Below are 24,775 nucleotides of genomic sequence, written 5' to 3'. Positions count from 1 at the left end.
TTTGTATTTTTGCTTTTAAACTTGCTGAGCAAGTAGTATAAACCGAACGTATATAATGGCTAAAAAAAGGAACAGAAAAAAAGCTACCTCAACACAGCCCAAAACCTCAAGATTCACTTTTTCAAAACAAAATAAGATCATTCTCGGGAGCCTGGGTATGTTGTTGAGCGTTGCCCTGTGCATTGCTTTTGTCTCTTTCTTTTTTACCTGGCAACAAGACCAAAGCCTGCTGTCCGAGTTTAGCGACAGGAATGCCCAGGCGGAAAACTGGCTGAACAAATTCGGCGCTTCCGTAAGCTACCTGTTTATTTATAAGGGATTCGGAATTGCGGCTTTTATCTTTATTTACCTGTTTTTCCTTACCGGGCTGCACTGGTTCATTGGCCTGGATAAGAAGAAACTCGTCAATCGCTGGGTATGGGGACTTCTGGCTATCCTGTGGTTCTCCGTGTTTTTTGGTTTTTTTGCTGCAAAAGCACCTCTCCTCGGTGGTGTTGTCGGTTATGAAATAAACGATTTCCTGCAGGATTATATCGGTAAAATCGGGGTTATTTTATTATTGCTCTTCGGTTTTATCATATTTGCGGTAAAAAAACTGAAAGTCACTCCCGAGAAAATAGGTACCCAGTTTGCCGGAATGCGGGAAGGCATGCGCAGGGACCTTAACAGGATGAAACGGGACAATCCTGCCGGTGAAAACACGGAAGAGCCTGTTATACGTACCACCGCCAATGACTCCCCCTCTCCTTTTGAGGTTGCACTGGAAAACAAGGAAAAAGAAAATACCGGTTCCGGGTATTCGCGCATAGATAAGACATCGGATGTTGATATCGAAAACTCTTTTGAAATAAAAATAGCAGGACAGGACGAAGATGAAATACGCCCTACTTCCCATACCTCTGCCAAAGAAGAGAAACACGACGATATCCGGATGGAAATAAAAAAAATAGAAGAGGAAAAAGAAGAAACGGATATTCTCTCGGATAAGCTGGTGCAGGATTTCGGTGAATTCGACCCGAAACTCGAACTCGGCAACTACCAGTTCCCTCCCCTCGACCTCCTTGTCGACCATGGCGGACAAAGCGGTATTACCATCAACCAGGAAGAACTGGAAGAGAACAAGAACAGTATCGTAGAGACCCTGAAACAATATAAGATAGATATCTCCCAGATAAAGGCGACGATCGGGCCAACCGTAACGCTGTATGAAATTGTTCCTGCCGCCGGTGTAAGGATCTCCAAGATAAAAAACCTGGAAGACGATATTGCCCTTTCCCTGGCTGCACTGGGTATCCGTATTATTGCACCTATTCCGGGTAAAGGGACCATAGGTATTGAAGTGCCTAACAAAAACCCCACTACCGTGTCCATGCGGTCGGTTATTGCATCTACCCGCTTTCATAATGCCGAAATGGAACTTCCGATTGCCCTCGGAAAAAATATCAGCAACGAGACCTTTGTGGTCGACCTGGCCAAGATGCCCCACCTGCTTATGGCCGGAGCTACGGGACAGGGTAAATCAGTAGGGTTGAATGCCATACTCACCTCGCTGCTGTATAAAAAACACCCGGCAGAAGTGAAGTTTGTGCTGGTAGACCCCAAGAAAGTGGAACTTACCCTCTTCAACAAAATAGAGAGGCATTACCTGGCCAAGCTTCCGGATACGGAAGAAGCCATCATAACGGACAACAATAAGGTAATCAATACCCTGAACTCCCTTTGTATAGAAATGGACAACCGTTATGAACTGCTTAAAGATGCCATGGTTCGTAACATCAAAGAATACAACACCAAGTTCAAGGCACGTAAATTAAACCCCAATAACGGTCATAAGTTCCTGCCGTATATCGTACTGGTAGTAGATGAGTTTGCAGACCTGATCATGACAGCGGGGAAAGAGGTGGAAACGCCTATTGCCCGATTGGCACAGCTTGCACGGGCTATCGGCATACACCTTATAATCGCCACACAAAGGCCTTCTGTAAACGTTATTACGGGTATCATTAAAGCTAACTTCCCGGCGCGGATAGCTTTCCGGGTAACATCAAAGATAGATTCCCGGACCATCCTCGACAGTCAGGGTGCGGACCAGCTCATTGGCCGGGGGGACATGCTCTATACCCAGGGCAACGATCTCGTCCGCCTGCAATGTGCTTTTGTCGATACCCCTGAGGTCAGTAAAATAACCGATTTTATAGGGTCTCAAAAGGCGTATCCGGACGCACACCTGCTCCCGGAATATGTCGGGGAAGAATCTGGCACGGGTCTTGATGTAGATCCGGGGGAAAGGGACGCCCTTTTCAAAGAGGCGGCAGAAGTTATTGTCATAGCCCAGCAGGGATCGGCATCTCTTCTGCAGCGAAAACTGAAACTGGGATACAACAGGGCAGGAAGGATCATTGATCAGTTGGAGGCCGCAGGTATCGTAGGCCCTTTTGAAGGCAGCAAGGCCCGGCAGGTTCTTATAGCCGACACCTATGCCCTGGAACAGTTTTTTAACAACGAACAAGGAAACGGAGCCTGACCTTAAAAAAGGCCCGATAATAGAATTGAAACGAATTTACTGGTATGAAAACACTATGTGAAATAAGAAAGATTGTTATCGTAATAGCTTTAATGATGTTCGGACTGGGATATGCGCAAAGTTCCGACAAAGCGAAAACCCTGCTCGACGAAGTATATAACAAAGTAAAAAGCTATGATAATATCCAGGTAGACTTTAAATATGTCCTGGAAAACAAAGCGGAGAATATTAAACAGGAAACCCGTGGAGATGTTACCATACAAGGGGAAAAATACCTTTTCAACTACCTGGGAGCCACCAAAATATTTGACGGTAATAAAGTAATTACCATTATCCCTGAAAACGAGGAAGTCGTTATCGAAAGCCCAGATGTGGAAGACGAAAACACCATTACACCTTCCAAAATGCTTACCTTTTACAGGCAGGGCTATAACTATAGCTGGGATGTTTTACAGAATGTGAGAGGAAGACAAATTCAGTATATAAAGCTTATACCCATCGATACCGAAGCGGAAGCCAAAGAAATACTTCTGGGTATCGACGCACAGACGAAGCATATATATAACCTGATACAGACGGGGCAAAACGGCACGAAAACCACCATAACGGTGAACTCGTTCAAGACCAATCAGCCCTTGTCCGGCAACCTGTTCAAATTCAACGCTAAGAAGTACGAAGATGAAGGGTATTATATTGTTAAGCAATAATCCAAAAACTAACCCCGGTCCCGGAAGTCCATAAAACTTCGGCACCGGGCATGGAATTTCCGTACATTGAAGATCTTAGACCGATATATATTATCCCGATTCCTGTTTAATTTCATCAGTTGTTTTACCATACTGATGATTATCTTTATTTTCCAGGCTATCTGGCTCTTTATTGATGACCTGGCCGGGAAAGGGCTCGATCTTTGGGTGATCGGGAAGTTCCTGCTGTACTATTCTCCGAGCCTGGTCCCCACGGTATTACCGTTCACTGTGCTGCTGGCTTCCCTGATGACCTTCGGTAGTTTTGCGGAGAACTATGAGTTTGCCGCCATGAAATCTTCCGGGATCTCACTGTACCGGGCCATGCGAAGCCTTATTGTGTTCATGGTCGCCCTGGGCGCATTTACATTCTACTTTGCCAACAGTGTTATTCCCCGGGCGGAATTCAAAGCCTATAACCTCAAACAGAACATTGCCAAGGTTAAACCCGCCATGGCCATATCGGAAGGTATATTTAATGACATACAGGATATGAATATCAAAGTGGAGAAGAAACACGGCAAGGACGACAGGCTTCTCGACAATGTGATCTTACATCAAAAAAATTCCAAAGGAGAGAATAAAACGGTAATCAAAGCCAAAAAAGGGGAGCTTATCAGTAATGAGAAATCAGATATACTGAAACTCAAGCTCATTGACGGTTATTATTATGAAGACCAGACACCCTCCAACCCGAAAAACCTGGACAATTACCCGCATGCCAAAGCCGAATTCGAGGTATACACGATCAACGTGGACCTCTCCGAAATGAACGATGTTGACCTGGATGAAGAAAGTTACAACACATACAAAATGTATAATGTGAGCGAACTGGGGTACCTCATCGATTCCATCGAAGAGAACAACAGTACTACCGTACGTAACTTTAGCGACAATATCTACAAGCGAACGGGAATAACCACCATGAACCGTTCTTATGAAACCGACAACAAGAAGGACAGCATAAAGAACACGGTCAAAATTACAGAAGAACAACCCCGGGTCTCCAATACTCCGGGTGATATCCTGAGTCTTTTCGAAGGAAGAAAGAAAGAACAGGTGGTGGAGACCGCCCTCAGCAATATAACCAACATTGTCAATACCATAGACAGCAGAAAAGCGGAGCTGCAGCGAAAAGACATGGTACTGAACTATTACATTATGGCCATGCACAGCAAATATGCCCTGGCCTTTGCCTGTGTTATCCTCTTCTTTGTAGGCGCTCCGCTCGGGGCTATTATCCGCAAAGGGGGGCTCGGACTGCCTATGGTTGTGGGTATCGCATTGTTCCTTTCCTATCACTTTCTGGGCATGTTTGCCAGGAACTATGCCAAAGACGCCAGCATTCCTCCCATTCTCGGGTCGTGGTTGTCTACCATTATCATGCTTCCCCTGGGGATTTTCCTCACCCGAAGGGCTACGGCAGACAAAGGCTTACTGAACATAGACAGTATCATGGACCCTCTCAGAAACCTGATCGGGAAATTCCAAAAAAAGGAAAAATAAAAAAGGCTGCTACCCCGGGACATCCGATAAAAATACACCGATATTTCAAGTCTCACTTTATGAGTAAACCTATATGTGCCACGGCTTAAAAAGCCATGCCCTTACCAAGGCATCAACCCATAAAAATTAGGTATCTTTGTACCGTAAAATTTCGTAAAGATGAACACCACAACAATGGAAGAACCCGAAATAAAACTGAATACGATCGAAGAGGCCATTGCGGACATACGCAATGGCAGGATTGTCATTGTAGTTGACGATGAAGACAGGGAAAATGAAGGGGATTTTGTCGCGGCTGCGGAAATGGTCTCCCCGGAAATGATCAACTTTATGGCTACACACGGTCGTGGCCTCATTTGTGCCCCGCTCACGGAAAAGCGGTGCAAGGAACTGGGGCTCACTGCCATGGTACACAACAATACGGACCCGATGGAAACGGCCTTTACCGTATCGGTCGATCTCAGGGGCAACGGCGTTACTACGGGAATATCCGCAGGAGACCGGGCCAAAACCGTAAAGGCTCTTATTGACCCGGATACCAAGCCTTTTGAACTTGCACGCCCCGGCCATATATTCCCCCTTATAGCAAAAGAGGGAGGAGTGTTGCGCAGAACAGGCCATACGGAAGCGGCCATTGACCTGGCCCGGCTGGCCGGACTGGCTCCCGCAGGTGTTATCGTGGAAGTGATGAATGAAGACGGGTCTATGGCAAGATTACCGCAACTGCTGGAGATCTCGAAAAAAATGGACCTGAAAATAGTGTCCATCGAAGATCTTATTGCCTACAGAATGCAGCACGACAGCCTGATAGAAAAGAAGGAGGACTTCGATATAGAGACACGGTTCGGGAATTTTCGCCTGAGGGCTTATGTACAGACTACCAACAACCAGGTCCACATAGCGCTTACCAAAGGTAGCTGGAAACTCGGTGACCCTATACTTACCAGGATCAATTCCACACTGGTAAACAACGATATCCTGGGCACACTTACCAATAACCTGGACAAAAAACTGGACGGTATGTTCCGTGTGATCAATGAGGAAGGCCGTGGCGCCATTGTTTTCATCAACCAGCAAAACCAATCCCTGAACCTGCTTCAGCGACTGGGCCGTTTAAAAGAATTACAAAAAGAGGGAATCGTAAAAGCTCCGAAGGTCGTACTGGACCAGAAAGATTTCGGTATCGGTGCTCAAATACTCCACGATCTGGACATTTCAAAAGTACGCCTGGTATCCAATTCTGAACAGACCAAGCGTGTGGGGATCATCGGTTACGGACTGGAGATCGTCGAATATGTAAATTATTAGAAACGAAGAAAGGTACCGAAAAGTTCCGGTTTTTCCCTGTCATTCCTGTTTTCATGACAGTTTATGAACTTCCCGGTACCTTTTTATATGGCTATGCCACCTGCATTTTATCCTATAGCGCCCCTGATTGCTTTTACCATCTTTTCCGCCCTCTCCCGTAGCTGTTCTTCGCTCCAGCTGAGTTTGACAAGCACGGAGACAGTACGCCCGATTATTGCATCGGAAGCAGGAAAATCACTTTTATCATAATCGCGCATGCCGTCTACAATTTCCTGCGGCATTTTTCCGAGAGATTTTAATTGTTTTAAATGCTCCCATTTTTTAATGTAATGCCAGTTGTTATCATACCAGTAAAAACAACCGTCCACACCGGCTTCTCCCAGTGCTTTATGTCCCTTTCGCGTCGTGGCTTCATCCGGCAGGAAGAAACTTAAAAAAGAGTAGTTCTCCTCCGCCCCTTCCGGTACTTTACGAAATATTACTTCAGGAATGGTTTCCAGGGCCTGTCGCAATACCGTGTAATTCTTTTTCTGTACTTCCAGAAAATCATCCAGCCTGGACAGCTGTGCCAGCCCAACTGCCGCATGAAGTTCGGAGATCCGGTAATTATATCCAAGGAAAGGATGCTGTTCCGCACCGCGATCGTTACCTGAATGGTCATGCCCGTGGTCGGAATAATGATCGGCATGTTTTGCATATTCGGGGTTATTGGTAATAACGGCACCGCCCTCACCGCAGGTAATAGTCTTTACATAATCAAAAGAAAAACATCCCATATCGCCGTAACTTCCCAATGGTTTGCCTTCATAAGTCCCTCCTATGGCCTGGCAGGCATCTTCCAGTAAAAGTAGGTTGTGTTTTTCACATATTGCTTTCAGTTCGCGTAATTGTGCCGAAGAACCGCACATATGTACGGGCATTACTACCCTGGTTCGGGGAGTGATGGCTTTTTCCACTGCAGCGGGATCCAGCGTCAGGGTCTCGTCAATATCCACCAGTACCGGAACAGCCCCTACGGCCATAAGCGATTCGAAACTGGCGACAAAAGTAAAAACCGGCATAATGACCTCGTCCCCGGCCCCCACACCGGCACTTGCAAGAGCTACGGTAAGGGCAGCCGTGCCGCTACTTACCAGCTGGGCGTGTTTTACCTGCATTCTGCCGCACAATGCCGCTTCCAGTTCTTTTGCCTTCCAGTGGCCTTTACGCATACCTTCAAAGCCGTATCGCATCAGGACGCCATTGTCCAGTACATCATTCAGATGTTTTCGTTCTATATCTCCGAAGAGTTCAAATCCGGGCATAAATCGTATAATTATAACGTTAGTTTACTTTTTGTGTTCACGGAATATCCGGGAAAGTGGCTGAAATACGGAGCGTCTATTTTATTTCGATAACGCTTTCGCTTATTTCTTTACGTACCTTTTCCATCGTAGAAAAAACATCGTCTTCCGCACGGTAGCCCACAGGCATAATAAGGACCGATCTCAATCCTTCATGGCCCAGCCCCAGTACCTTGTCAAACTTACCCGGCAGGAACCCTTCCATCGGACAAGCGTCTATTTTTTCCATGGCACATACCGTCAACAGGTTGCCCAGGGCAAGATAAGCCTGGTTCTTGGCCCAGGCCTCGATCTCTTCACTGGTTTTTTTATTAAAATCCGCTATGAGAAAATCCCGGTAAGGCTTCAGCACTTCTTCCGAAGTATTACGGACGGCCTTTACCTTGTCAAAATAACTGCGGATAAATTCTTCATCAATGACTGTTTCTATACAGAATATCAACAGGTGGGAAGCCTCGGTTACCTGCTTCTGGTCAAATGCATGGGGAAGCAGTTCCTCTCTCTTGTCCGGATCACTTACTATAACGAGTTTTACGGGCTGCAAACCAAAGGAAAGCGCCGTGAGGTTAAATGCCTCTTTCAGCATCTCCACCTGGTCGTCTCCTAATTTGCGCACAGCATCAAATTTTTTGGTAGCATAGCGCCATCGTAGCTGTTCTATTGTATTCATCTTATATTGTTTTGGATAAAATTGAGGTCCAATAAGATTTCTTTATCCACATCCTTCGACAGGGACCCCATCCGGATAAATGCATAACAAATGTAAGAATAATGGGTAAAGAAATAGTATTTTTGGCCTTCAAATTAACAATATTATACCCATGAATGACCATATACAAGAGCGCATTAACAAGGCGGAAACCCATATCTTCAAAGCTGTTTTTCCGAATACCACCAACCATTACGACACCCTTTTCGGGGGCACAGCCCTGCAACTGATGGACGAGGCTTCTTTTATATGTGCTACCCGGTTCAGTCGTAAAAAAGTGGTCACCGTATCTACCGATAAAATAGATTTCACCAAACCCATTCCGCAGGGAACCCTTGTGGAACTGATAGCCCATATTACCAAGGTAGGGCGGACAAGCTGTGTGGTACAGGTAGATATCTTCATGGAAAATATGTATGAAGATGTACGTGAAAAAGCTGTTTCGGGCAAGTTTACTTTTGTGGCCGTAGACGATGACAAAAACCCTACCCCTATCATAGACGGCCAAGCTGCTCCTTACTGAACTGAAAGGCACAAAGGGTTTTGGTCCCTCTACGAATAGCAGGAAGACCGGAAAACAAGAACCCAATGCTACGGTCAACCTCTTGTGCAACCGGAGAAAACCGTACCTTTTCATCCGGTTAACCATTTATTAATAATAATACCAGGGCAAATTAAAATAAAAGAAATAACTTACAGGTGAATTATAAAATTTAACACGTATGAAAAATTTAACTTTGTTAACGATCCTGTTTTTGGCCGTGTCTTTTGCAGGTCATGGCAATGCTATCCCCGAACGTATTTCAACAGACCGGGTAACCCCTGTACAGACTCACGACATCCGTTTGGGGCTTATAACAACATCCGGAACCCCCACTCTATCCGGAAGTTATGACCTGGCAGGATTTTACGCCATGAATGTTGAAACCGGTGAGTACTATTACTCCTATCCGAACCGGGTAAACGGCTTTTTGAAATTACCCGCTTTTATTTACGACCTGCCCGAAGGCACATATGAATTCGGTGCTTTCCAGGGACAGGGCGGTTGGATGGCCGTGAGCCCGAAAACAGTGACCATCGGTTCCGGTATGGACGATGAGTCCGGTTATATTACCCTTTACCTGGATATTGCCTGGGAAGAGTAACGGGCAGGGGTAAAAGCTATCGGAACCATGAACAGGGACTTATAGAACCTGCTATATCCAAAGCAAAAACGGTTATGCAGACCTGTCCCGGGCAAAAAGCACTACAAGGGCCCCGCATCCGGTCTCAGGCCAAAGAAAATAGATTTCTTTTATAGCGATGATACATCCGCTTTACTAAAAGAAATCTATTTTCCCGGTATATATTAACTCTCCATCTGTCCTCTGTTAACACCCATATCTCTCTCACGGAAAGCATTCGCCGGACAACCTCCATAATACTGTTTTTCCCGGGGTCACACGGCAAAGAAGGCCAATCTCCTTTTCCAAAAACAGCAGGTGTGTGAAAGTGATCTCCCGGGACTTTTGTGCCCTCAAATGGTTCGGGGTGGTATTTTATCCCAATTTTTCCCGGGTGTGTTGCATAGCTTCATAACTGGCAGAAAAATAACATACCTTCACCCCTATCTTCTTCATGGTAGCCATAGCTTGTTCAACCTTTTTCCTGGATTTGTTCCGGTTTGTTTTCCTGATATAAACGGTGCTTATATTTTCAGGGAAAATTTTGGATATATTTTCATAGATAAAAGGATCCTGCTGGCTGTCATCCCCCAGTAATACGAATCTCAATTCAGGGTAAAATTCTACCAGATGTTTTATCTTGTAGAATTTATGGTTGTGGTCCCCACCGCCGGTGAACAGAAAATCTGCTATCCCTGTTTTTATATTTTTTAATATTAGCACCGCCTGGGGAAACTGGTGTAATTGTGTAAACCGGATAATGAAATTATACAAGTTCCATTCACTGCTGCTTACATAAAAAAAGGCATTATTGGTGTCTTTATCTTTCCGTCCGAGCCTATTTAAAAGGCGATAGTGATCTACTACTTCTTCAAAGACATGTCTTTTATTGATGTTTTTTGTGAGCAGCACATATAATTTTTTAAAAATGTTTCCCGAATGGGATATAAGAAACGTATCATCTATATCCGAAATTACTCCATACTCTCCTGCATAGGGTTTTACAAACTCTCCTTCTTTTTTTTGGGTAACCCCCTCAATTGTCGTTTCAACCGTAAAACTGTGCCAGCCACTTTCCAAATCATCCTCATAAGGTAAGGTAAGCCTAAAATGCCCGTCGTTTAAAGTCCTGGTGCTGGCTTCCATATCTTTAAAACGAAAAGTAACCTCCACATTGCCTATGGTCTTTATGCTGAACATACGTATAACCGCCCAGGCATGCCTGTACCAGCGTTTTTTCAGATCAAAAATACCGGGATCATATTTTTTGAATACATGTCCCATCACAACTATTTCCCTGTCATTGGCATATCCTCTATATATTTTGAGCTCAGATTCCATAAATTAAGTAAAATATAACGTTATCACTTCATTAGAATTTATACTTTTAATACTTTAAGATAGGCAAAAAGTATCAAAAGAGCCATAACAATTGAGTTGATACCAACTAAAATGTTCAATGGCGAATTACATCTGACCGATTAAAAACAAGTAAAAATGAACAGATGAAACTACTGTTGGTTATAAATCCTGTAAGTGGGGATAATGATAAAGAACCACTTATTAAAAAAATAAAAGATTATTTGGGTTCCCAAAATGATCTGGATATTTATAAGACTAACGGAAAAGATGATGCGGAAAGGCTCCGGAAATATTTTCAAAAAAAATATGACCGGGTATTGGTAATGGGAGGGGACGGCACCATCAAGTCCGTGGCCGAAACTATGGGCGATAACCCTCTGAGTATGGGAATTATTCCGGCGGGTTCTGCCAATGGCCTTGCCCATGATCTGGAATTACCGCTTTCTGTCGATGAAGCCATACCTGTGGCCCTGGGATCGAAAACCAGGAAAATCGATGCTATTTGTTTAAATGGTCAGCTCGGATTGCACATCAGCGACCTGGGCCTGAATGCCGAATTGATAAAAAAATATGAAAGCAGTTTCTTTCGCGGAAAACTGGGATATGCACTGAACTCCATTCCCACACTGTTCCAGAGTGAGGGGCCTTATGAATTTACCATTGAGACCAAAGATATAACCTATACCCATAGCGGTATTATGCTCGCCTTCGCCAATAGTAACAAGTTTGGCACGGGCGCGGTAGTAAATCCGGAGGGCAAAATTGATGATGGGGTTTTCGAAATACTCGTTTTTAAAAAAATCGATGTCATTGAAATCTTTAAGACATTGCAGAATGCTGAAAACCTCTCCAGTGACTTTGTGGAAATCATTCCTGTAAAACAAGCCAGGGTAAGGACTGAAAAACCGGTCGACTTTCAGATTGACGGGGAGTATTGCCACACTGTTTCTGAAGTAAATGCTTATATCGCCCCGCAAAAACTGGAAATAGCCATCGCGGAATAACTTTTCTGATGAAGAAACCCTATCCTATCCGGTGTGGACCGGAATGAGGTGCAAGAGGTGCAAAAGGAATGACATTGGTTAGCCGACAACTCCGGGTCTTTCAGCACCATGATCATATATCCCCGGCAACTCCGTATAAAAACCACCAGGGCCTGCTATTTAGCCCGACCCGCTAACAAACTCACCTTTTTCATTGGCAACCTGGTTCCCCCATGCTGTAATAGCCTCCAAAACCGGAACAAAAGTTTTACCGAAACCGGTTAAACCGTAAATGACTTTAACAGGCGGTTTTTTGCCATAGACCTTTCTGGATATCAACCCGTCCTTTTCTAACTGCTTTAACTGCAAACTTAATGTCATTTCGGTAACAGCAGGCATTTCTTTACGAAGCTCACTATATCTTTTGGCTTCATCTTTTAAGTGATAAAGAATAACGGCTTTCCATTTTCCTCCCACCAAACCCATTGCCAGGCTTACCGTACAAGGATATGCTTTTCCCTTTAGTTTTACATAATCGCCAATACATTCTGTTTTCATTCTGCTGATTTTAAGCTATCTGTTTAGATAGTTATTGCAAATGTAGTTTACTCAAAATAGTTTTGCAACTAAAATAATTATAGTATGGCACTAATCATTTTAGCACACCCGAATTTTGACAGATCTTTCGCTAACAGAACAATTGTCGACACACTCGAAAAAAGTAACCTGGAAACAGAAATCAGGAATATCTATCAGCTGTATCCGGGTTACAACATCGACGCAAAAGCGGAACAGGAAGTATTATTAAGGCACCACACTATTGTGTTCCAATATCCTTTTTATTGGTATAATATGCCTGCTATTTTAAAACACTGGTTTGATGTGGTATTTGAATATCAATTTGCTTTTGGTTCGAAAGGAGATAAATTGAAAGGCAAAAATTTTGTACCGAGTTTTACAATCGGCGGTGCAGAAGGTGGTTACAAAACATTTGGAAAACACCATTTTCGTGTCTACGAATTTTGTAAAAATTTAGAGCAAACCGCCTATTTTGCACAAATGCATTACATTGATCCGATCTATCTTTACAAGACTTCTCTGGCGGATGGTTATACGGAAGATGAGATAAAAACCAATGCAAAAGAACACGCAAAAAAGCTGATAACCCGATTGACCGAGCTGAAATAAACACATCCGGCCATATCGGATCGGTGATGTACGGATAAAGTATTATTTTAATCTTTATGCTTCAATAAAACCCAATGGTTTCACAGGTATGAAACCATTGGGTTTTTTGGGGTAAGCGGAATTTTTCGTTCCGTTTATTGCGTATTTCATCACTCCATTCACCGGAATGCGGCTTTCATTTACTCCCGGAACCGGCCGTTTTTTTTATTAAATACCTCAAAAAACAAAAATAATCCCTCCCGGATAAGAAACAATCCCTCTCAGATAAGTCTTTTTTCATTATTACAGATATATTGGGGCTTTTTACGGATTTCCTTTTTGACAGAAGATTACCGGGAGTTATCTTGTCTTTATACAAATCAGGAGATAACCCATGCTTGAAACCTATTTATTGCTCAACCGAAAAATCAAGCGGTATGGAATATTTGATCCTTTACAAAAAATTGTTTTACCAGCTCACTCCGGAAGAATGTGAAATTTTTGACCGGTGGTTTTCGGCATCGGCAGAGCACAGGGAATATTTCCGGAAATTAGAAGAAAACGTTCGCAAGCGGAAACAGCACGGAAAAGATTGATATAAAACACAGCATGCAGGTCATACAAAATATTATCATTTCAAAAAAACTGTCGGACCTTGTTTTAATGATTTTGCCTCCGGTCTCATGCTATACCGAAAAGCAACAGAAGACGGGCTTTTCATTTTTTCCTGCTTTTGCTCAAACTGTTTTAAAAACGGCATAAAGCATAAAATCACTAATAAACAGGTTATTACAAACAGTTTTGAGTATGAAACGGAAGAAAATCCCTCTCAGATAAAAGATAATCCCTGCCAGGTAAGTCTTCGCAATCCGAAGTCTTTATATTTACAAAACAGTATTATTGGAGGCCATTCACCTTCAAAATACACGAATCGAAGCTTCACCGGTTCGCAATGATGAGTTTACCTGTAATTGAAATACAGGTGGTCCGATTAAAAACCTTTACTAACAGCGCTTCGTTCATCCCGAACCGCATTCGGGGCGTCGAGTCCAAAACCACAGAAAAATGTAACTTACAAGCTGACACCCTACCCTCTGATCCGAACAACCTAAAACCCCAATGATTATGAAACCTTATGCAGATGCTGAAAAATGGTACAGCTTCTTCTGTATGCTCAGGGAAATGTATTCCGGTAATTTTTCTTATCGCCTTCAACTATCCGACACCGAAGGTGTTTATAACGATTTCGTACAGATCATAAACCTCATGGCATCCTATGTGCAACCGGGATTCCCGTACGAGGATGCTGATAAGAACAACATCATGTTGTTCGTACTCGATGGTGATTTTTTTATCCGGGAAACCAACAAAGCCGTAAACCACATCTTCGGCAAAAAACCCGGTTATTTAAACGGTAAAGCATTTAGCAGCTTACTTTCCCCTAACGGGATAGAGAATTTCCGCGCCGTTCAACTACTGTTGTCACAAGGCACGCCTCTTGTACTAAAGACCTTGCATTACAGGAACGGCCCCGCCGAAATCCCTGCAATATGCTGCTTTTACCGCTCGCCGGTCCACGAGGTGGTCTATGTTACTTCCAAAGAATACACAACCGGGGAAGATCCCCTGGACAAAATGCTGAACCGGGAAATGGAGGCCGTAGAGCATCACATCGTACATAAAAAGCGGGAAAATGATAAAAAACGCATCCGGGAACTGGCGGAATATATTGAAAATCATTACGACAAGCCCCTGCCCCCCCTGAAGGAGCTATCCAAAACACTGGGCGTTAACCGGCAAAAGCTAAAAACAGAGTTTAAGTATATTTTCGGCAAAACCATATATGAATTCTACATGGACAGAAGAATGGAAAAAGCCAGGGAGTATGTATGCCATACGGATATGTCCAACCTGGAAATTGCAGAAAAACTGGGATATATGTCCGAGTCCGGTTTTTATCGCGCTTTTCAGCACAAATACGGGTGTACACCCAATGCGATGAGAAAGAAGAATTGATCTTATGTTCAGATAAAAAGGAGTTTTTTAGTTTTTGCCACGGATACACGAATGATTTTTAAAAAGTACCCATAAATAATCCGTGTATCCGTGGCTAAAATTAAAAATTTCGGATAGGCCAGTAAAATACTTCCGGTCGGCTAGTTTTCTATCCTTTTATAATTCAGAATTTTACATATGTCAAAACGCCATGATAAAGAACATCATGAAGAATGAAGATGTTGACATTATAGGGTTACTTTATGAAGTAAAGGGATTCAAAGCGCAAAAGGATACCAGGAACCTTTGAATCCCCTGCTTCAACAATAACTACCGGACTTAACGTCCATAAGTTCTTATAACGGATTGAAAATATATGTTGCCACGGATACACTAATAATTTTTAAAAATATCCCATAAATAATTCGTGCCTCCGTGGCTAAACAGAAACTAGCCAACCTCTATATATTGTTTTGGGAGTATGGGAGTTGACACGCTGTTTGGGGTTTTTAAACTAACGAATAGTATAATTAAGTAAACCAGCGCAAAAACTCCCGACTCCAAAACTCATAGATTAAGAATTATAAAAAAGCAACCTAAATCTACCTAACGATGAAACAAGCTGTTTTAGCTATTCCACGATTTTTTGTGAGACATAAAAGCATATTTATCGAAATTATCTGCTTTTTTTTTATCCTGCTCTTTGTTTATGCAGCCGTGAACAAACTTATGGATGTGCAAAAGTTTACGGTACAAATAGGCCAATCTCCATTACTCACCAACATTGCAGGTTTCACAGCCTGGTTTATCCCTATTATAGAAATTATCGTAGCCCTGTTATTGGCATGGCCGAAAACCCGTCTTATTGGTATGTATGCCGCTTTTAGCCTTATGGTCATGTTTACTGCCTATATCATAGCTATTCTCAGTTTTAGCGAAAAGATCCCTTGTTCTTGCGGCGGTGTCCTGGAAAAGTTGGGGTGGACTGAGCATCTTATTTTTAATATTGCTTTTATTTTACTGGGATTATCAGGTATTCTGCTCTCTCAAACCAAAAAAGATACTTCTAACCTTTCAACTTCCAGATATCAATTAAATCAATAAAAACGAAGGATAAAACGATATTTATCGGGGCCGATAAATTGAGGGACTTAGCTACCCCCTCCCTATTGCGCAATGCCACACAGGAAGATAAAGAACCGAACACCTGTATAAACCAAAGTAAGTCGTCTAATACCAATCTTTTAAATTTTTAAGTCATGAAAAAGTCCAAAATTTTATTGTCTTTGTCTGCATTTGCCTTTGCTATCGTAGGCGCGTTTGCAAGTATGAACAGTGCCATTCCGGCTGACCTTTACGCTAAAGTCGATGGACAATGTCAATTAAGGTGTGCCAGTGAAGGTGTTGAAGCTTGTGCTGTACCTGCCGCCTATCAGACAATTCAGGATTGTGAAGCTGAGCAAAACCCTGTCCAGCTGCGTTTCGAACCTACAAACTAAGCAGGTAAGTTTATTAGGGGTTGGCAGATATTCTGCCAACCCCATTTTTAATTTTAAAACCAAGTATTATGAAAAAGTCCAAATTTTTGTTGTCTTTGTCTGCCTTTGTTTTTGCCTGTGCAGGGGCCTTTGCAAGTATAAACCATATGGCTGTCCCGGCCGACCTTTATGCCAAGGTCAATGGCAGATGCCAGATAAGCTGTGCTGCTATCGGGGAGTTTGCATGTATTGTGAGTGGTGCATTATACCCTTCCATACGAGATTGCGAGAATGAGCAAAACACGGTAACCATAGGTTTTCTACCTGTAGAATAACTTAACAAAAACAATTAAAGGCTAACCTCACTTAATCCTATTGAAAAATGCGTTATATTATGTATTGCCTGCTGGCGGCCCTGGTAGTCATAGGCGGGTTGTTTTGGGTTTCAAGAAAAGATAATTCTAAAACATATGATTTTTCCAGGACCTTTACAGAGAGCCCTTTGGTTATTAAAAACCGAAAGGTGCTAAAGCTAAGGAACGAGTTCCATTATATTGCCGGGCTTACCGAAAAAAACATTTTTTTAGGTGATAAAGCCTATTCCGGTAAACTCTTTACAACGGATTATAATCTGAACAACGGGCAATACAAAGACTTAAATGTGCCCGACAGTACCCGGATAGCCTGGAAAGCCGTTAAGATTTTTGTGAATTACCCGGACGTCTTCCTCATCGAGGGGATAACCCCAACCATACTACGGGGTTCTTACTCCAATCCCGGCCAATATAATACTTACACCCAGGACAATCAACCTTTTCACCACCCTTTGCCTCTTTCCAAAAATAGCTTTTTGGCCAGGGTTTACGATACCAATACAAACTCCTTTATCTTAACCAAAGGCCTATTAGATCCCATCTCAAGCCTGGACTCCAAGTACGTTTTGGAACAGCAAAACAAAAACATCTTTTCTTCAGACGGAATGCTAACATATGACCCCGTTACTCAAAAAGTGGTCTATACACATTTTTACCACAACGAACTTATCTGTTTCGACACTGACCTTAACCCTATCTATAAAGGGAATACTATTGACCCCATAAGTAAAGCCCAGTTGAAAATGGACACCATACAATCAGAAAACAAAATGACCCTGTCTGCCCCGCCTTTGTATGTCAATAAACAAAATAATGCTTATAACGGAAAGCTTTATGTCCGTTCTGCCCTCGTGGCCAGTAACGAAAATAAACAGGCTTTTAAACACAATACCGTAATCGACGTCTATACCTTAAATAACACCGAAATAGCATATCAAAACAGTTTTTACATACTTTCTTATAAGAATGAAAAGCTTAGAGAATTTAAAGTGTTCAATAACCATATTATAAGCCTGCAGGGAAATTACTTAGTCATAGACCAATTTAATGTTAAACCTTGATCTGGATAAAATATTAATTATTTAAATCAGGATTCTTTTCCTCAATCGTTTCGCGGATCAAATTTTTAACATGTTTTGGATCCATTCCAAAAGAAAGATGGGACACAACCTTTCCATATTTATCGATCAGCAAAGCAAAGGGTAAACCGTTAAGGCCGTAATACTTATAAATTCCAGCATCCTTATATCTATCATCATTATACAAGTTAACATCTTCCTTTTCTGAGTAAACCTCTGCCTCCAAACTTTTCAACCATGTTTCTTTTTCCCGGTCTACATTAATACTGACAATGACAAAATCTTCGTTGTCTCGAAATTCCGGTTTTATATGTTTCTTTAGATATCTTGCAAATTCGGCACAACCACCACAGCCTGTAAACCACATATCCATCAATACCGTTTTCCCCCGGAAATCTTGCAGTTTGACCAAGTTACCGGCAGGATCTTCAAACGCAAAATCATAGGCCGGTGCCCCCTTTTTGATATGAGATTTATTTTCAATTTGTTTATGTATATAAGGAGTCTTTATCAACATCAATATCTTATCCATGAAATTGGAACGGACATTAATATTTGCAGATGCTATACCTGATGTAGAAGAAAAAGGATGGGGATCCATAGAGGAAATGGCCAATATTGCCAACATGTATTCCAAGGTTTTCCCGGAATACTTATCCACAACAGCTTCAGATACATCTTCAAATGAAGGAACTTCCCCTTTCTTTTCCAGATACAACCTGATGGCAGTATGAGAAATTAAATAACGAGCATAGTCAGGGGATAGGGTTATATAAGAATCATCTTTATCGTAAAATGCCTGAATCTCTAAGCCATCATCATAACCAACTACTTCCAGCAGCTCATTTTTTGGAATGTTAGAACTCTTCTCATAATTTTCCTTAACTTGAACTAACATTCCCTGTTGGATTTCTGACATGGCATCGGCTTTAAGCAATGTATAGACTTCTTTGTTTATATTATCTTTATATTTCCACAATATTTTTAACACTCGATCTTCCTGGTTTTGATAATATTGACACATCTGCTTCAAGTCTTCTATGGTATTTTTACTTATATGTTTTCCGGAATTAAAACCTCCTTCTTTTAGCACTATTTCAATTTCCCTTCGACATTGATATTTTGCTGCCCCCCTACCGGTAAAAGAGACTTCCTCCTCTTTCCATGTTTTTCCTGATCCTTTTAAACCTATATGAATACTGTCCCCGGGTTCTACGGGATAGTCCGCTAATGACGTTTTAATATCTCTATTTTCGGGTACAAGCATAATACTAACCTTACCCAATTTATTAGTCTCCGGCTGGAACAGGTCTTTATTATCAAACTCCAATGAAAAACGATTTTTTGTATCCAGACTGTCTGAATATCCACCAGTCGTTTCCCTAAGCGGAGAAATGGTAAAAATAGGGGCATAAAGCCATATCCTACTCTTTCCTATACTATCTTTTTCATTAACTATATGGCCCGAGATATAAACTTTATCAGTAGTATTCTGGGCCTGTACATCGCTGCTACTCATAAACCCTATTAGACAAAATACTGTTAACAGGATGTTTATCGATATATTTTTCATCTCGAACACGTTTTATTTTTTGTTTCTATTATTTAAGTTATAGTCCATTGGTAATATTCCTGATCTTTTGTTATGGTTTCACCATGGTCAACATAAATTATGATATTTTTCACCTGGCTTGCTACCCACTACCCCTTTGCCGTAGTAATGATCGTTGATGTACTTTTGTTAATAACCTGTACGGTTCCGTCCTGTAATTCCAGGCTGAGCTGTCACTCCGAACAGGGTCAAGGGATCATTTCTTCACTATTCTTTTATCCTTAAACCGTTCAATCCCTTAAAAAAATTATTGCTGTTCTTTTAAAACCATATCGTATTAATAACCCGTATTTTGTGTTATATTCGGGTTATTGAGTATTTCCTGCTCCGGGATGGGGTAGAGAGCATCGGTAGGTTCCCAATTGGGTTTAGCAGCCCCAAGAACAGCATCTGCCTGCCCGGTCCGTTTTAGATCGAACCAACGATGGCCCCACTCAGCAAAGAACTCTATACGTCGTTCTTGTAAAATGGCATCGAGTAGTTCAGTTTGAGATACAGCAGGAGCATCGACGAGGCCTGCCCTATGGCGTATTATATTTAAATCTTCCTGGGCACCATTTAGATTACCTTGTTGTGCCCGGGCCTCCGCCCTAATCAAATATTGTTCTGCCAATCGCAACACCATGGAATACTCGGTTAAGGTTTCCCCTACGGCTACCTTATATTTATAAGGGAAAAACCATGTATCGGTCCCTTCCGTAAAATCTCCTACCCACACCTCCCTTCTTTGGTCTTTTTCTTCAAAAGACGCCAGTATGACATCACTTAAATCTACCCTAAAACTATTGATGGGCGAAGAATTAAGTATAAAATATCGCCCTTCATTAGTATTATACCCTGGTTCTACAGGGACCAACTGCCAAATGGCTTCTGACGAATTAGCCAAAAATACCTGATTTAAATCCTCCTCCATTTTGTATAAGGTTTCGGATTGAATCACTTCAGTAACCAGGGTTTCTGCCTGGCTCCAATTGCCTAAGTACAGGTGTACCCGAGACAATAAGGCCATAGCGGCATATCTATTGGGGCGGCTCCGTTCTCCACCGGAAACCGTATAATCTGTTAACAGCAGGTTCTGCGCATCTTCAAGATCAATTATAATTTGTTGGTAAACCTCTTCTACCGGACTGCGTTCGGCTTTGGAATTGGCCAAAAAATCTGGTGTAGTATATAGAGGCACATCCCCAAAAAGATTAATGAGATAGAAGTAACTAAAGGCCCGGACAAATTTAGCCTCCCCTTCTAATTGTTTTTTAACCTCTTCACTAACCCCGGCTTCCTCAGCCGCTATCCCTTCCAAAATACTGTTGGATCTATAAATAATCGAATACGCTCCCGACCATAAATTTGACACATTAGAAACCGACGGAGAAAGCGAATTATCTGAAAAGGGTTCGAGCGAGGTATTATAGTTATTAAACTCATCTGAAGACATCCCACATAGAAAAGTAACACTTAATGTATTATACCCACTCGAAAACGTTCGATTCATCATATAGCTATATATCCCTGTCATAGCGGACAGGGCCACAGCATCGTCAGTAAAAACCTCGGACCTTATCAAACGCTCCTTGGGAGGGTCAACTTCAACCATATCCTCGCATGATACTACAAGAAAAAAGGTCAAAATCAGGATATATCTTTCCGGATAGAAATTTCGTTTATTGGAATATGACAGTATATTTTTCATGAAAGTAAATTATTAAGGAATGTATGTAACTATTTTTCACTTATGCATTAAAAGCTTAACTGAATACCGCCAAGAATTCGCCGCAAAGGAGGGAGGAAGCTAATGTTTTGATTTTCAGGATCCATACCCAGGTAATCTGTAATGGTAAGCAGGTTTTGACCCTTTATATAAAAGCGGCAATTATTCAGTCCTATTTTTTGTATATACTTCTTGGGTAGGGTATATGAGAAAGATACATTTTTTAGGCGGATAAAAGAAGCATCACTGACTATAGCATCACTGTTCGATAAATCGCTAAAATAGGCAAGAAATGCCGGGGAAGCAAACGATTGGGCAAACTGTTGAATATCGGTAATATCTCCAGGATTTTGCCATCGATCCATAACAACACTCGGCTGATTATTCATTCGATAACCAGGAGTTAAGAAACTTGGAATATAATTTCTACCGGTTTGGCGGACAAACTGGAAGAACACGTCCAATTGCCAGCCTTTATAGGAAAAACTGTTTTGAAGGCCGCCGTAAAAATCTTGTGTAATTTCTTTAATCCCCTGATAATCGTCCGTTGGGGACATCATCCCATCATCATTTACATCTTGAAACTGATAAACTCCGGTTTCGGCGTCAACACCAAGAAAATGATACAGTTTTTGCACGTATAATGACTTCCCTACTTCATACTGATTAACATACGAGGTGTTTTCTATACCTGGAAAATCAATGAGTTTATTTCTGGGGACAGTAAGATTAAATGCGCTCGACCATGTAAAATCCCGGTTCTTAATATTTGTGCTATTGAATTCAAACTCCCATCCCGTATTTTGTACCGTGGCCGGTAAATTGGCTTGAACGCTGGAAAACCCTACACTTGACGGCAAAGGCATTCTTAACAGCTGATTATCGGAGCGATTGTGGTAATAGCCTACTTGAATAAAAATCCGGTCATTTAGAAAACCTAATTCCAACCCGCCTTCCAATTTCACATTCCGTTCCCAGGCATAATCTGGATTAAAAAAACCGGTGGGTTCTAATCCGCTTTCTCCCAGATATGGGTATTGCGATACCCCCCAACTATCTAAATAACCATAATCTCCAATCCGGTCGCTTCCGGTGACTCCATAACTTCCACGAAGTTTTCCAAAGCTTAGAAATGAAGAGTTTTCCAAGAAGTTTTCGTTAGAAAATATCCACGCGGCCCCAGCAGCACCAAAATTGGCAAAGCGCTTGTCTGGCCCAAAGCGGCTGCTCCCGTCACGCCTTCCGGTTAAGTTAAGGATATACCTGTCTTTTAACGTATAATTGACCCTTCCAAAAACAGCATGATATCGATATTGTATGTCATTGGAAAGATTCGGGATAACCGTAATATCGGATGCTGCTTCTATGGTTTCCAACAGGGCTTCGTTAGAGAAACCTGTGGCTTCAAATCTTGTATTCTGCTTTATATCTTCCTGAAAAGTCCCCCCGACCATAACACTTAGCTTACCGTGACCAAAATTTTTAATATATTCTATTTGGGGTTCTACATTCCACGTTTTGATATTGGCATCATTAAATCGTGTATATGATTGAGTGGTAGAAGTTGGATGAAAAGTGCTTTTAGGATTGGTTTGTACTTCATCCCGGTCCAGTGTAGTGTAACCCAATCGCGTTTTTAGGTATAAACCCGGAACAATTTGATAATTGAGTTGTAGGCTACTAATCAAATTTCTTATGCTCACTTTATATTTTTGTCTTAAGAAAGCATAAGGGTTAGTTGATACTCCATCAGGCCATGACAATTCATTATTAGCATCTAAAAATTCAGGCGTATTCGGGGGAGCAAGTATAGCATATCTCGTCAAATCATTGTAAGACAAATTATTTTTATCGGAAACATAGTTTAAAGCAAGTATCATTTGAAACTTACGGTCTTTGGACCAATGGTTTAGGTTAAATTGACCAGACATCCTTTTATATCCGAGGTCTCCCGGATATACCGTGGTTTCCTTGTACAACCCTCCTCCCAAACGAAAGGAAGTCCGGTCATTCCCACCCAAAACTGAAGCTTGCAGATTTGTAATATAAGCTGTCCCTCCAATTAATTCTTTTTGCCAATTGTTTTCACGGTTTTGATCCCATAACAAGAGTTCCGGGGCATTGGCCTCGGTCGGCTCCATCCCGTCATTGGCAAAAGCCTCCCTTCGCATTTCCAGGTATTGTTCCGTATTCAATAGATCTAAAAAATCAGCCACTTTTCCTATCCCGGATTGTATATCGATATCTACCCGGGTTTTACCTTCCTTTCCATATCCCTGCTTGGTCGTAATGAGCACTACTCCGTTAGCGCCACGGGAGCCATAGATAGCTGTAGCATCAGCGTCTTTTAATACCTCTATACTTTCTATATCAGATGGATTGATATTGTTTAATGGATTTGCTCCTACCATCATATTACTTATGCTTCCACCTATATATGTTGCTGTAAAAGGCACCCCATCTACAATATATAAAGGCTGGTTGGCTTCGGGGTCGGTCCTTAAACTGTTTTGTCCCCTAATTTGCACTGTAAAACCCCCACCAGGCACCCCGGTATTTTGTGTAATCATTACCCCAGGCATACGACCTATAGCAGCACCTAAAACATTAGTTACAGGCTGTGTTTCTATGTCCCGGGCTGTAATCCTGCTTATACTTCCGGTCTTTTCCTTTTCTTTTACAGTATAGTACCCCGCATTCACTTCCACCCCCTCCAAAGACATCACATCTTCTTCCATCTGCACATCTATAACCTCCCTTCCATCTACAGCCAACTCCACCTTCTTAAACCCTACAAATGAAAACGTCAGTACATCCGTAGCATTTACCAGTACACTATAGCTTCCGTCCTCATCGGACATTGTACCATGCCGCGCGTCTTTAACCACTATATTAACTCCGGGTAAGGGGGCGCCGTTCGGGTCGGTGACCGTTCCGGTTACCCGGAGTTGCCGGATAACGGAGCGGTTATCCGGTTGGCTGGACGGGCTGTCTTTTATTTTGGAGAATATGACGGTTTTATCTGCCGTGTATTCGTATTTGAAATTGCCTGTATTCCGTATTTTATCCAGGAGTGTCCCGGTCTTTACCGTACCTTTTTTCAGACGGATGGCCGGGCTGTCCTTAAACATATCGTAATCGTAAAGAAAGGTGCTCCCGGTCTGTTTTTTGATCAGGCCGAATACCTGGTATACGGTCATTGTAGTATCGGCATCAATAACTACGGTGGTTTGGGAAAGACCATGTTTTGATGAAAAACCGAATGCAACCATACAGAACAAACCTATAAAAGCCCTCATTACGAAAAGTATTGTTTTCCCATACCAGGAAAAGTGCGCGTTTATTTGCCTAATTTTCATAAATTTGTGTATTCGTTGGTTTTTAATTGACTAATGAACCCAAGAAGGGGAAGTTCCGAGTTTTCGCAGGCCGTTACTTTCCCTTTCTTTTTTGACATTTCGGGGCTTTTACCGCGTCATGTTTTTATAGCTTTCTTCATAAAAGGTAGTTTTTAGTTGTTAGTTTTTTAGTCATGAGTTGATTGGCTACGGATTCCCGAATGTTGTGGAGAGAGATTATTTTTCAATATTCCCTGTATCTCAACAACCCGGTAGTTCTTCTGTCATCTCACGCCTTTTTTAGCCGCAGATGCAAGATGTTTCAGAAAAAATTCACTTCGGAATCCTCCTGTATCTCAATAACTCGGTAACCTTATAAC

At 42.1% G+C, this 24,775-nt stretch carries 21 protein-coding genes; 14 read left to right on the top strand and 7 right to left on the bottom strand.

Going from position 1 to position 24,775, the window contains the following annotated elements:
- Positions 1-55 precede the first annotated feature (55 nt).
- The 4 genes from ED312_RS05820 (at position 56) to ribB (ending at position 6,084) form a co-directional block, all read left to right on the top strand.
- Positions 56-2,524, top strand: coding sequence for a DNA translocase FtsK (locus ED312_RS05820; RefSeq protein ID WP_123215070.1), 2,469 nt, complete (start codon positions 56-58; stop codon positions 2,522-2,524).
- A gap of 44 nt (positions 2,525-2,568) precedes the next feature.
- Positions 2,569-3,231 (top strand): LolA family protein, encoded by a 663-nt coding sequence (locus ED312_RS05815; RefSeq protein ID WP_394342850.1) that lies wholly within the window; start codon positions 2,569-2,571, stop codon positions 3,229-3,231.
- A gap of 66 nt (positions 3,232-3,297) precedes the next feature.
- A complete protein-coding gene (locus tag ED312_RS05810) occupies positions 3,298-4,776 on the top strand; it encodes an LptF/LptG family permease (protein ID WP_123215069.1) in 1,479 nt (492 codons plus the stop codon).
- A gap of 159 nt (positions 4,777-4,935) precedes the next feature.
- On the top strand, positions 4,936-6,084 hold the full coding sequence (gene ribB / locus ED312_RS05805) for a 3,4-dihydroxy-2-butanone-4-phosphate synthase (protein WP_123215068.1): 1,149 nt from the start codon (positions 4,936-4,938) through the stop codon (positions 6,082-6,084).
- Between the two features lie 107 nt (positions 6,085-6,191).
- Here ribB and ED312_RS05800 read toward each other — a convergent pair whose 3' ends face one another.
- Positions 6,192-7,388, bottom strand: a complete 1,197-nt coding sequence (locus ED312_RS05800) for a DegT/DnrJ/EryC1/StrS family aminotransferase (RefSeq protein ID WP_123215067.1) — start codon at positions 7,386-7,388, stop codon at positions 6,192-6,194.
- Between the two features lie 76 nt (positions 7,389-7,464).
- The gene (locus ED312_RS05795) at positions 7,465-8,097 is read right to left on the bottom strand and encodes an NAD(P)H-dependent oxidoreductase (protein ID WP_123215066.1); all 633 of its coding nucleotides are present in this window, start codon (positions 8,095-8,097) and stop codon (positions 7,465-7,467) included.
- 151 nt (positions 8,098-8,248) lie between these two features.
- Here ED312_RS05795 and ED312_RS05790 point away from each other — a divergent pair, with 151 nt between their 5' ends.
- Positions 8,249-8,659 carry an acyl-CoA thioesterase gene (locus ED312_RS05790; protein WP_123215065.1) on the top strand — a complete coding sequence of 137 codons (411 nt, stop codon included), beginning with the start codon at positions 8,249-8,251 and terminating at the stop codon, positions 8,657-8,659.
- 199 nt (positions 8,660-8,858) lie between these two features.
- Positions 8,859-9,281: a hypothetical protein gene (locus ED312_RS05785; RefSeq protein WP_123215064.1), complete on the top strand. Its 423-nt coding sequence runs from the start codon at positions 8,859-8,861 to the stop codon at positions 9,279-9,281.
- A 393-nt stretch (positions 9,282-9,674) separates the two neighbouring features.
- On the opposite strand, the gene ED312_RS05780 is transcribed toward ED312_RS05785, so the two are convergent.
- Entirely contained in the window at positions 9,675-10,640 is a 966-nt protein-coding gene (locus tag ED312_RS05780; RefSeq protein WP_123215063.1) for an App1 family protein, read from the bottom strand.
- A gap of 164 nt (positions 10,641-10,804) precedes the next feature.
- Here ED312_RS05780 and ED312_RS05775 point away from each other — a divergent pair, with 164 nt between their 5' ends.
- Positions 10,805-11,665, top strand: a complete 861-nt coding sequence (locus ED312_RS05775) for a diacylglycerol/lipid kinase family protein (RefSeq protein WP_123215062.1) — start codon at positions 10,805-10,807, stop codon at positions 11,663-11,665.
- Between the two features lie 159 nt (positions 11,666-11,824).
- Here the strand turns inward: ED312_RS05775 and ED312_RS05770 are convergent, their stop codons facing one another.
- Positions 11,825-12,202: a winged helix-turn-helix transcriptional regulator gene (locus ED312_RS05770; RefSeq protein ID WP_123215061.1), complete on the bottom strand. Its 378-nt coding sequence runs from the start codon at positions 12,200-12,202 to the stop codon at positions 11,825-11,827.
- An 84-nt stretch (positions 12,203-12,286) separates the two neighbouring features.
- Between ED312_RS05770 and ED312_RS05765 the strand changes: the two genes are divergently transcribed.
- The 7 genes from ED312_RS05765 to ED312_RS05740 all read left to right on the top strand — a co-directional run bounded on the left by ED312_RS05765 (position 12,287) and on the right by ED312_RS05740 (position 17,719).
- Positions 12,287-12,832 carry an NAD(P)H-dependent oxidoreductase gene (locus ED312_RS05765; RefSeq protein ID WP_123215060.1) on the top strand — a complete coding sequence of 182 codons (546 nt, stop codon included), beginning with the start codon at positions 12,287-12,289 and terminating at the stop codon, positions 12,830-12,832.
- Between the two features lie 416 nt (positions 12,833-13,248).
- Positions 13,249-13,407: a hypothetical protein gene (locus ED312_RS23695; RefSeq protein WP_170164451.1), complete on the top strand. Its 159-nt coding sequence runs from the start codon at positions 13,249-13,251 to the stop codon at positions 13,405-13,407.
- Between the two features lie 529 nt (positions 13,408-13,936).
- Positions 13,937-14,827, top strand: coding sequence for a helix-turn-helix domain-containing protein (locus ED312_RS05760; RefSeq protein WP_170164450.1), 891 nt, complete (start codon positions 13,937-13,939; stop codon positions 14,825-14,827).
- A 591-nt stretch (positions 14,828-15,418) separates the two neighbouring features.
- Positions 15,419-15,910 carry a MauE/DoxX family redox-associated membrane protein gene (locus ED312_RS05755; protein WP_123215058.1) on the top strand — a complete coding sequence of 164 codons (492 nt, stop codon included), beginning with the start codon at positions 15,419-15,421 and terminating at the stop codon, positions 15,908-15,910.
- A 155-nt stretch (positions 15,911-16,065) separates the two neighbouring features.
- Positions 16,066-16,305, top strand: a complete 240-nt coding sequence (locus tag ED312_RS05750; protein ID WP_123215057.1) for a DUF6520 family protein — start codon at positions 16,066-16,068, stop codon at positions 16,303-16,305.
- 68 nt (positions 16,306-16,373) lie between these two features.
- The gene (locus ED312_RS05745) at positions 16,374-16,619 is read left to right on the top strand and encodes a DUF6520 family protein (RefSeq protein ID WP_123215056.1); all 246 of its coding nucleotides are present in this window, start codon (positions 16,374-16,376) and stop codon (positions 16,617-16,619) included.
- A 47-nt stretch (positions 16,620-16,666) separates the two neighbouring features.
- Positions 16,667-17,719: a hypothetical protein gene (locus tag ED312_RS05740; RefSeq protein ID WP_148044223.1), complete on the top strand. Its 1,053-nt coding sequence runs from the start codon at positions 16,667-16,669 to the stop codon at positions 17,717-17,719.
- Positions 17,720-17,732: 13 nt separating this feature from the next.
- Here the strand turns inward: ED312_RS05740 and ED312_RS05735 are convergent, their stop codons facing one another.
- The 3 genes from ED312_RS05735 to ED312_RS05725 form a co-directional block, all read right to left on the bottom strand.
- On the bottom strand, positions 17,733-19,310 hold the full coding sequence (locus tag ED312_RS05735) for a TlpA family protein disulfide reductase (RefSeq protein WP_123215054.1): 1,578 nt from the start codon (positions 19,308-19,310) through the stop codon (positions 17,733-17,735).
- A gap of 316 nt (positions 19,311-19,626) precedes the next feature.
- Positions 19,627-21,039 carry a RagB/SusD family nutrient uptake outer membrane protein gene (locus ED312_RS05730; RefSeq protein ID WP_123215053.1) on the bottom strand — a complete coding sequence of 471 codons (1,413 nt, stop codon included), beginning with the start codon at positions 21,037-21,039 and terminating at the stop codon, positions 19,627-19,629.
- Positions 21,040-21,086: 47 nt separating this feature from the next.
- Complete coding sequence (locus ED312_RS05725; protein ID WP_240643038.1) at positions 21,087-24,188, bottom strand: SusC/RagA family TonB-linked outer membrane protein; 3,102 nt, start codon at positions 24,186-24,188, stop codon at positions 21,087-21,089.
- Between the last annotated feature and the right edge of the window lie 587 nt (positions 24,189-24,775).

The organism is Sinomicrobium pectinilyticum, assembly GCF_003725735.1.
GTDB classification, from domain to species: Bacteria; Bacteroidota; Bacteroidia; order Flavobacteriales; family Flavobacteriaceae; genus Sinomicrobium; species Sinomicrobium pectinilyticum.
This window is presented reverse-complemented; position numbering and strand designations above follow the sequence as displayed.

What these genes read in the sequence shown, in the direction of transcription:
- ED312_RS05820 (WP_123215070.1), top strand. Translation starts at nt 56, where the DNA reads ATGGCTAAAAAAAGGAACAGAAAAAAAGCTACCTCAACACAGCCCAAA.
- ED312_RS05815 (WP_394342850.1), top strand. Translation starts at nt 2,569, where the DNA reads ATGAAAACACTATGTGAAATAAGAAAGATTGTTATCGTAATAGCTTTA.
- ribB (WP_123215068.1), top strand. Translation starts at nt 4,936, where the DNA reads ATGAACACCACAACAATGGAAGAACCCGAAATAAAACTGAATACGATC.
- ED312_RS05800 (WP_123215067.1), bottom strand. Translation starts at nt 7,388, where the DNA reads ATGCCCGGATTTGAACTCTTCGGAGATATAGAACGAAAACATCTGAAT.
- ED312_RS05795 (WP_123215066.1), bottom strand. Translation starts at nt 8,097, where the DNA reads ATGAATACAATAGAACAGCTACGATGGCGCTATGCTACCAAAAAATTT.
- ED312_RS05790 (WP_123215065.1), top strand. Translation starts at nt 8,249, where the DNA reads ATGAATGACCATATACAAGAGCGCATTAACAAGGCGGAAACCCATATC.
- ED312_RS05785 (WP_123215064.1), top strand. Translation starts at nt 8,859, where the DNA reads ATGAAAAATTTAACTTTGTTAACGATCCTGTTTTTGGCCGTGTCTTTT.
- ED312_RS05780 (WP_123215063.1), bottom strand. Translation starts at nt 10,640, where the DNA reads ATGGAATCTGAGCTCAAAATATATAGAGGATATGCCAATGACAGGGAA.
- ED312_RS05775 (WP_123215062.1), top strand. Translation starts at nt 10,805, where the DNA reads ATGAAACTACTGTTGGTTATAAATCCTGTAAGTGGGGATAATGATAAA.
- ED312_RS05770 (WP_123215061.1), bottom strand. Translation starts at nt 12,202, where the DNA reads ATGAAAACAGAATGTATTGGCGATTATGTAAAACTAAAGGGAAAAGCA.
- ED312_RS05765 (WP_123215060.1), top strand. Translation starts at nt 12,287, where the DNA reads ATGGCACTAATCATTTTAGCACACCCGAATTTTGACAGATCTTTCGCT.
- ED312_RS23695 (WP_170164451.1), top strand. Translation starts at nt 13,249, where the DNA reads ATGGAATATTTGATCCTTTACAAAAAATTGTTTTACCAGCTCACTCCG.
- ED312_RS05760 (WP_170164450.1), top strand. Translation starts at nt 13,937, where the DNA reads ATGAAACCTTATGCAGATGCTGAAAAATGGTACAGCTTCTTCTGTATG.
- ED312_RS05755 (WP_123215058.1), top strand. Translation starts at nt 15,419, where the DNA reads ATGAAACAAGCTGTTTTAGCTATTCCACGATTTTTTGTGAGACATAAA.
- ED312_RS05750 (WP_123215057.1), top strand. Translation starts at nt 16,066, where the DNA reads ATGAAAAAGTCCAAAATTTTATTGTCTTTGTCTGCATTTGCCTTTGCT.
- ED312_RS05745 (WP_123215056.1), top strand. Translation starts at nt 16,374, where the DNA reads ATGAAAAAGTCCAAATTTTTGTTGTCTTTGTCTGCCTTTGTTTTTGCC.
- ED312_RS05740 (WP_148044223.1), top strand. Translation starts at nt 16,667, where the DNA reads ATGCGTTATATTATGTATTGCCTGCTGGCGGCCCTGGTAGTCATAGGC.
- ED312_RS05735 (WP_123215054.1), bottom strand. Translation starts at nt 19,310, where the DNA reads ATGAAAAATATATCGATAAACATCCTGTTAACAGTATTTTGTCTAATA.
- ED312_RS05730 (WP_123215053.1), bottom strand. Translation starts at nt 21,039, where the DNA reads ATGAAAAATATACTGTCATATTCCAATAAACGAAATTTCTATCCGGAA.
- ED312_RS05725 (WP_240643038.1), bottom strand. Translation starts at nt 24,188, where the DNA reads ATGTTTAAGGACAGCCCGGCCATCCGTCTGAAAAAAGGTACGGTAAAG.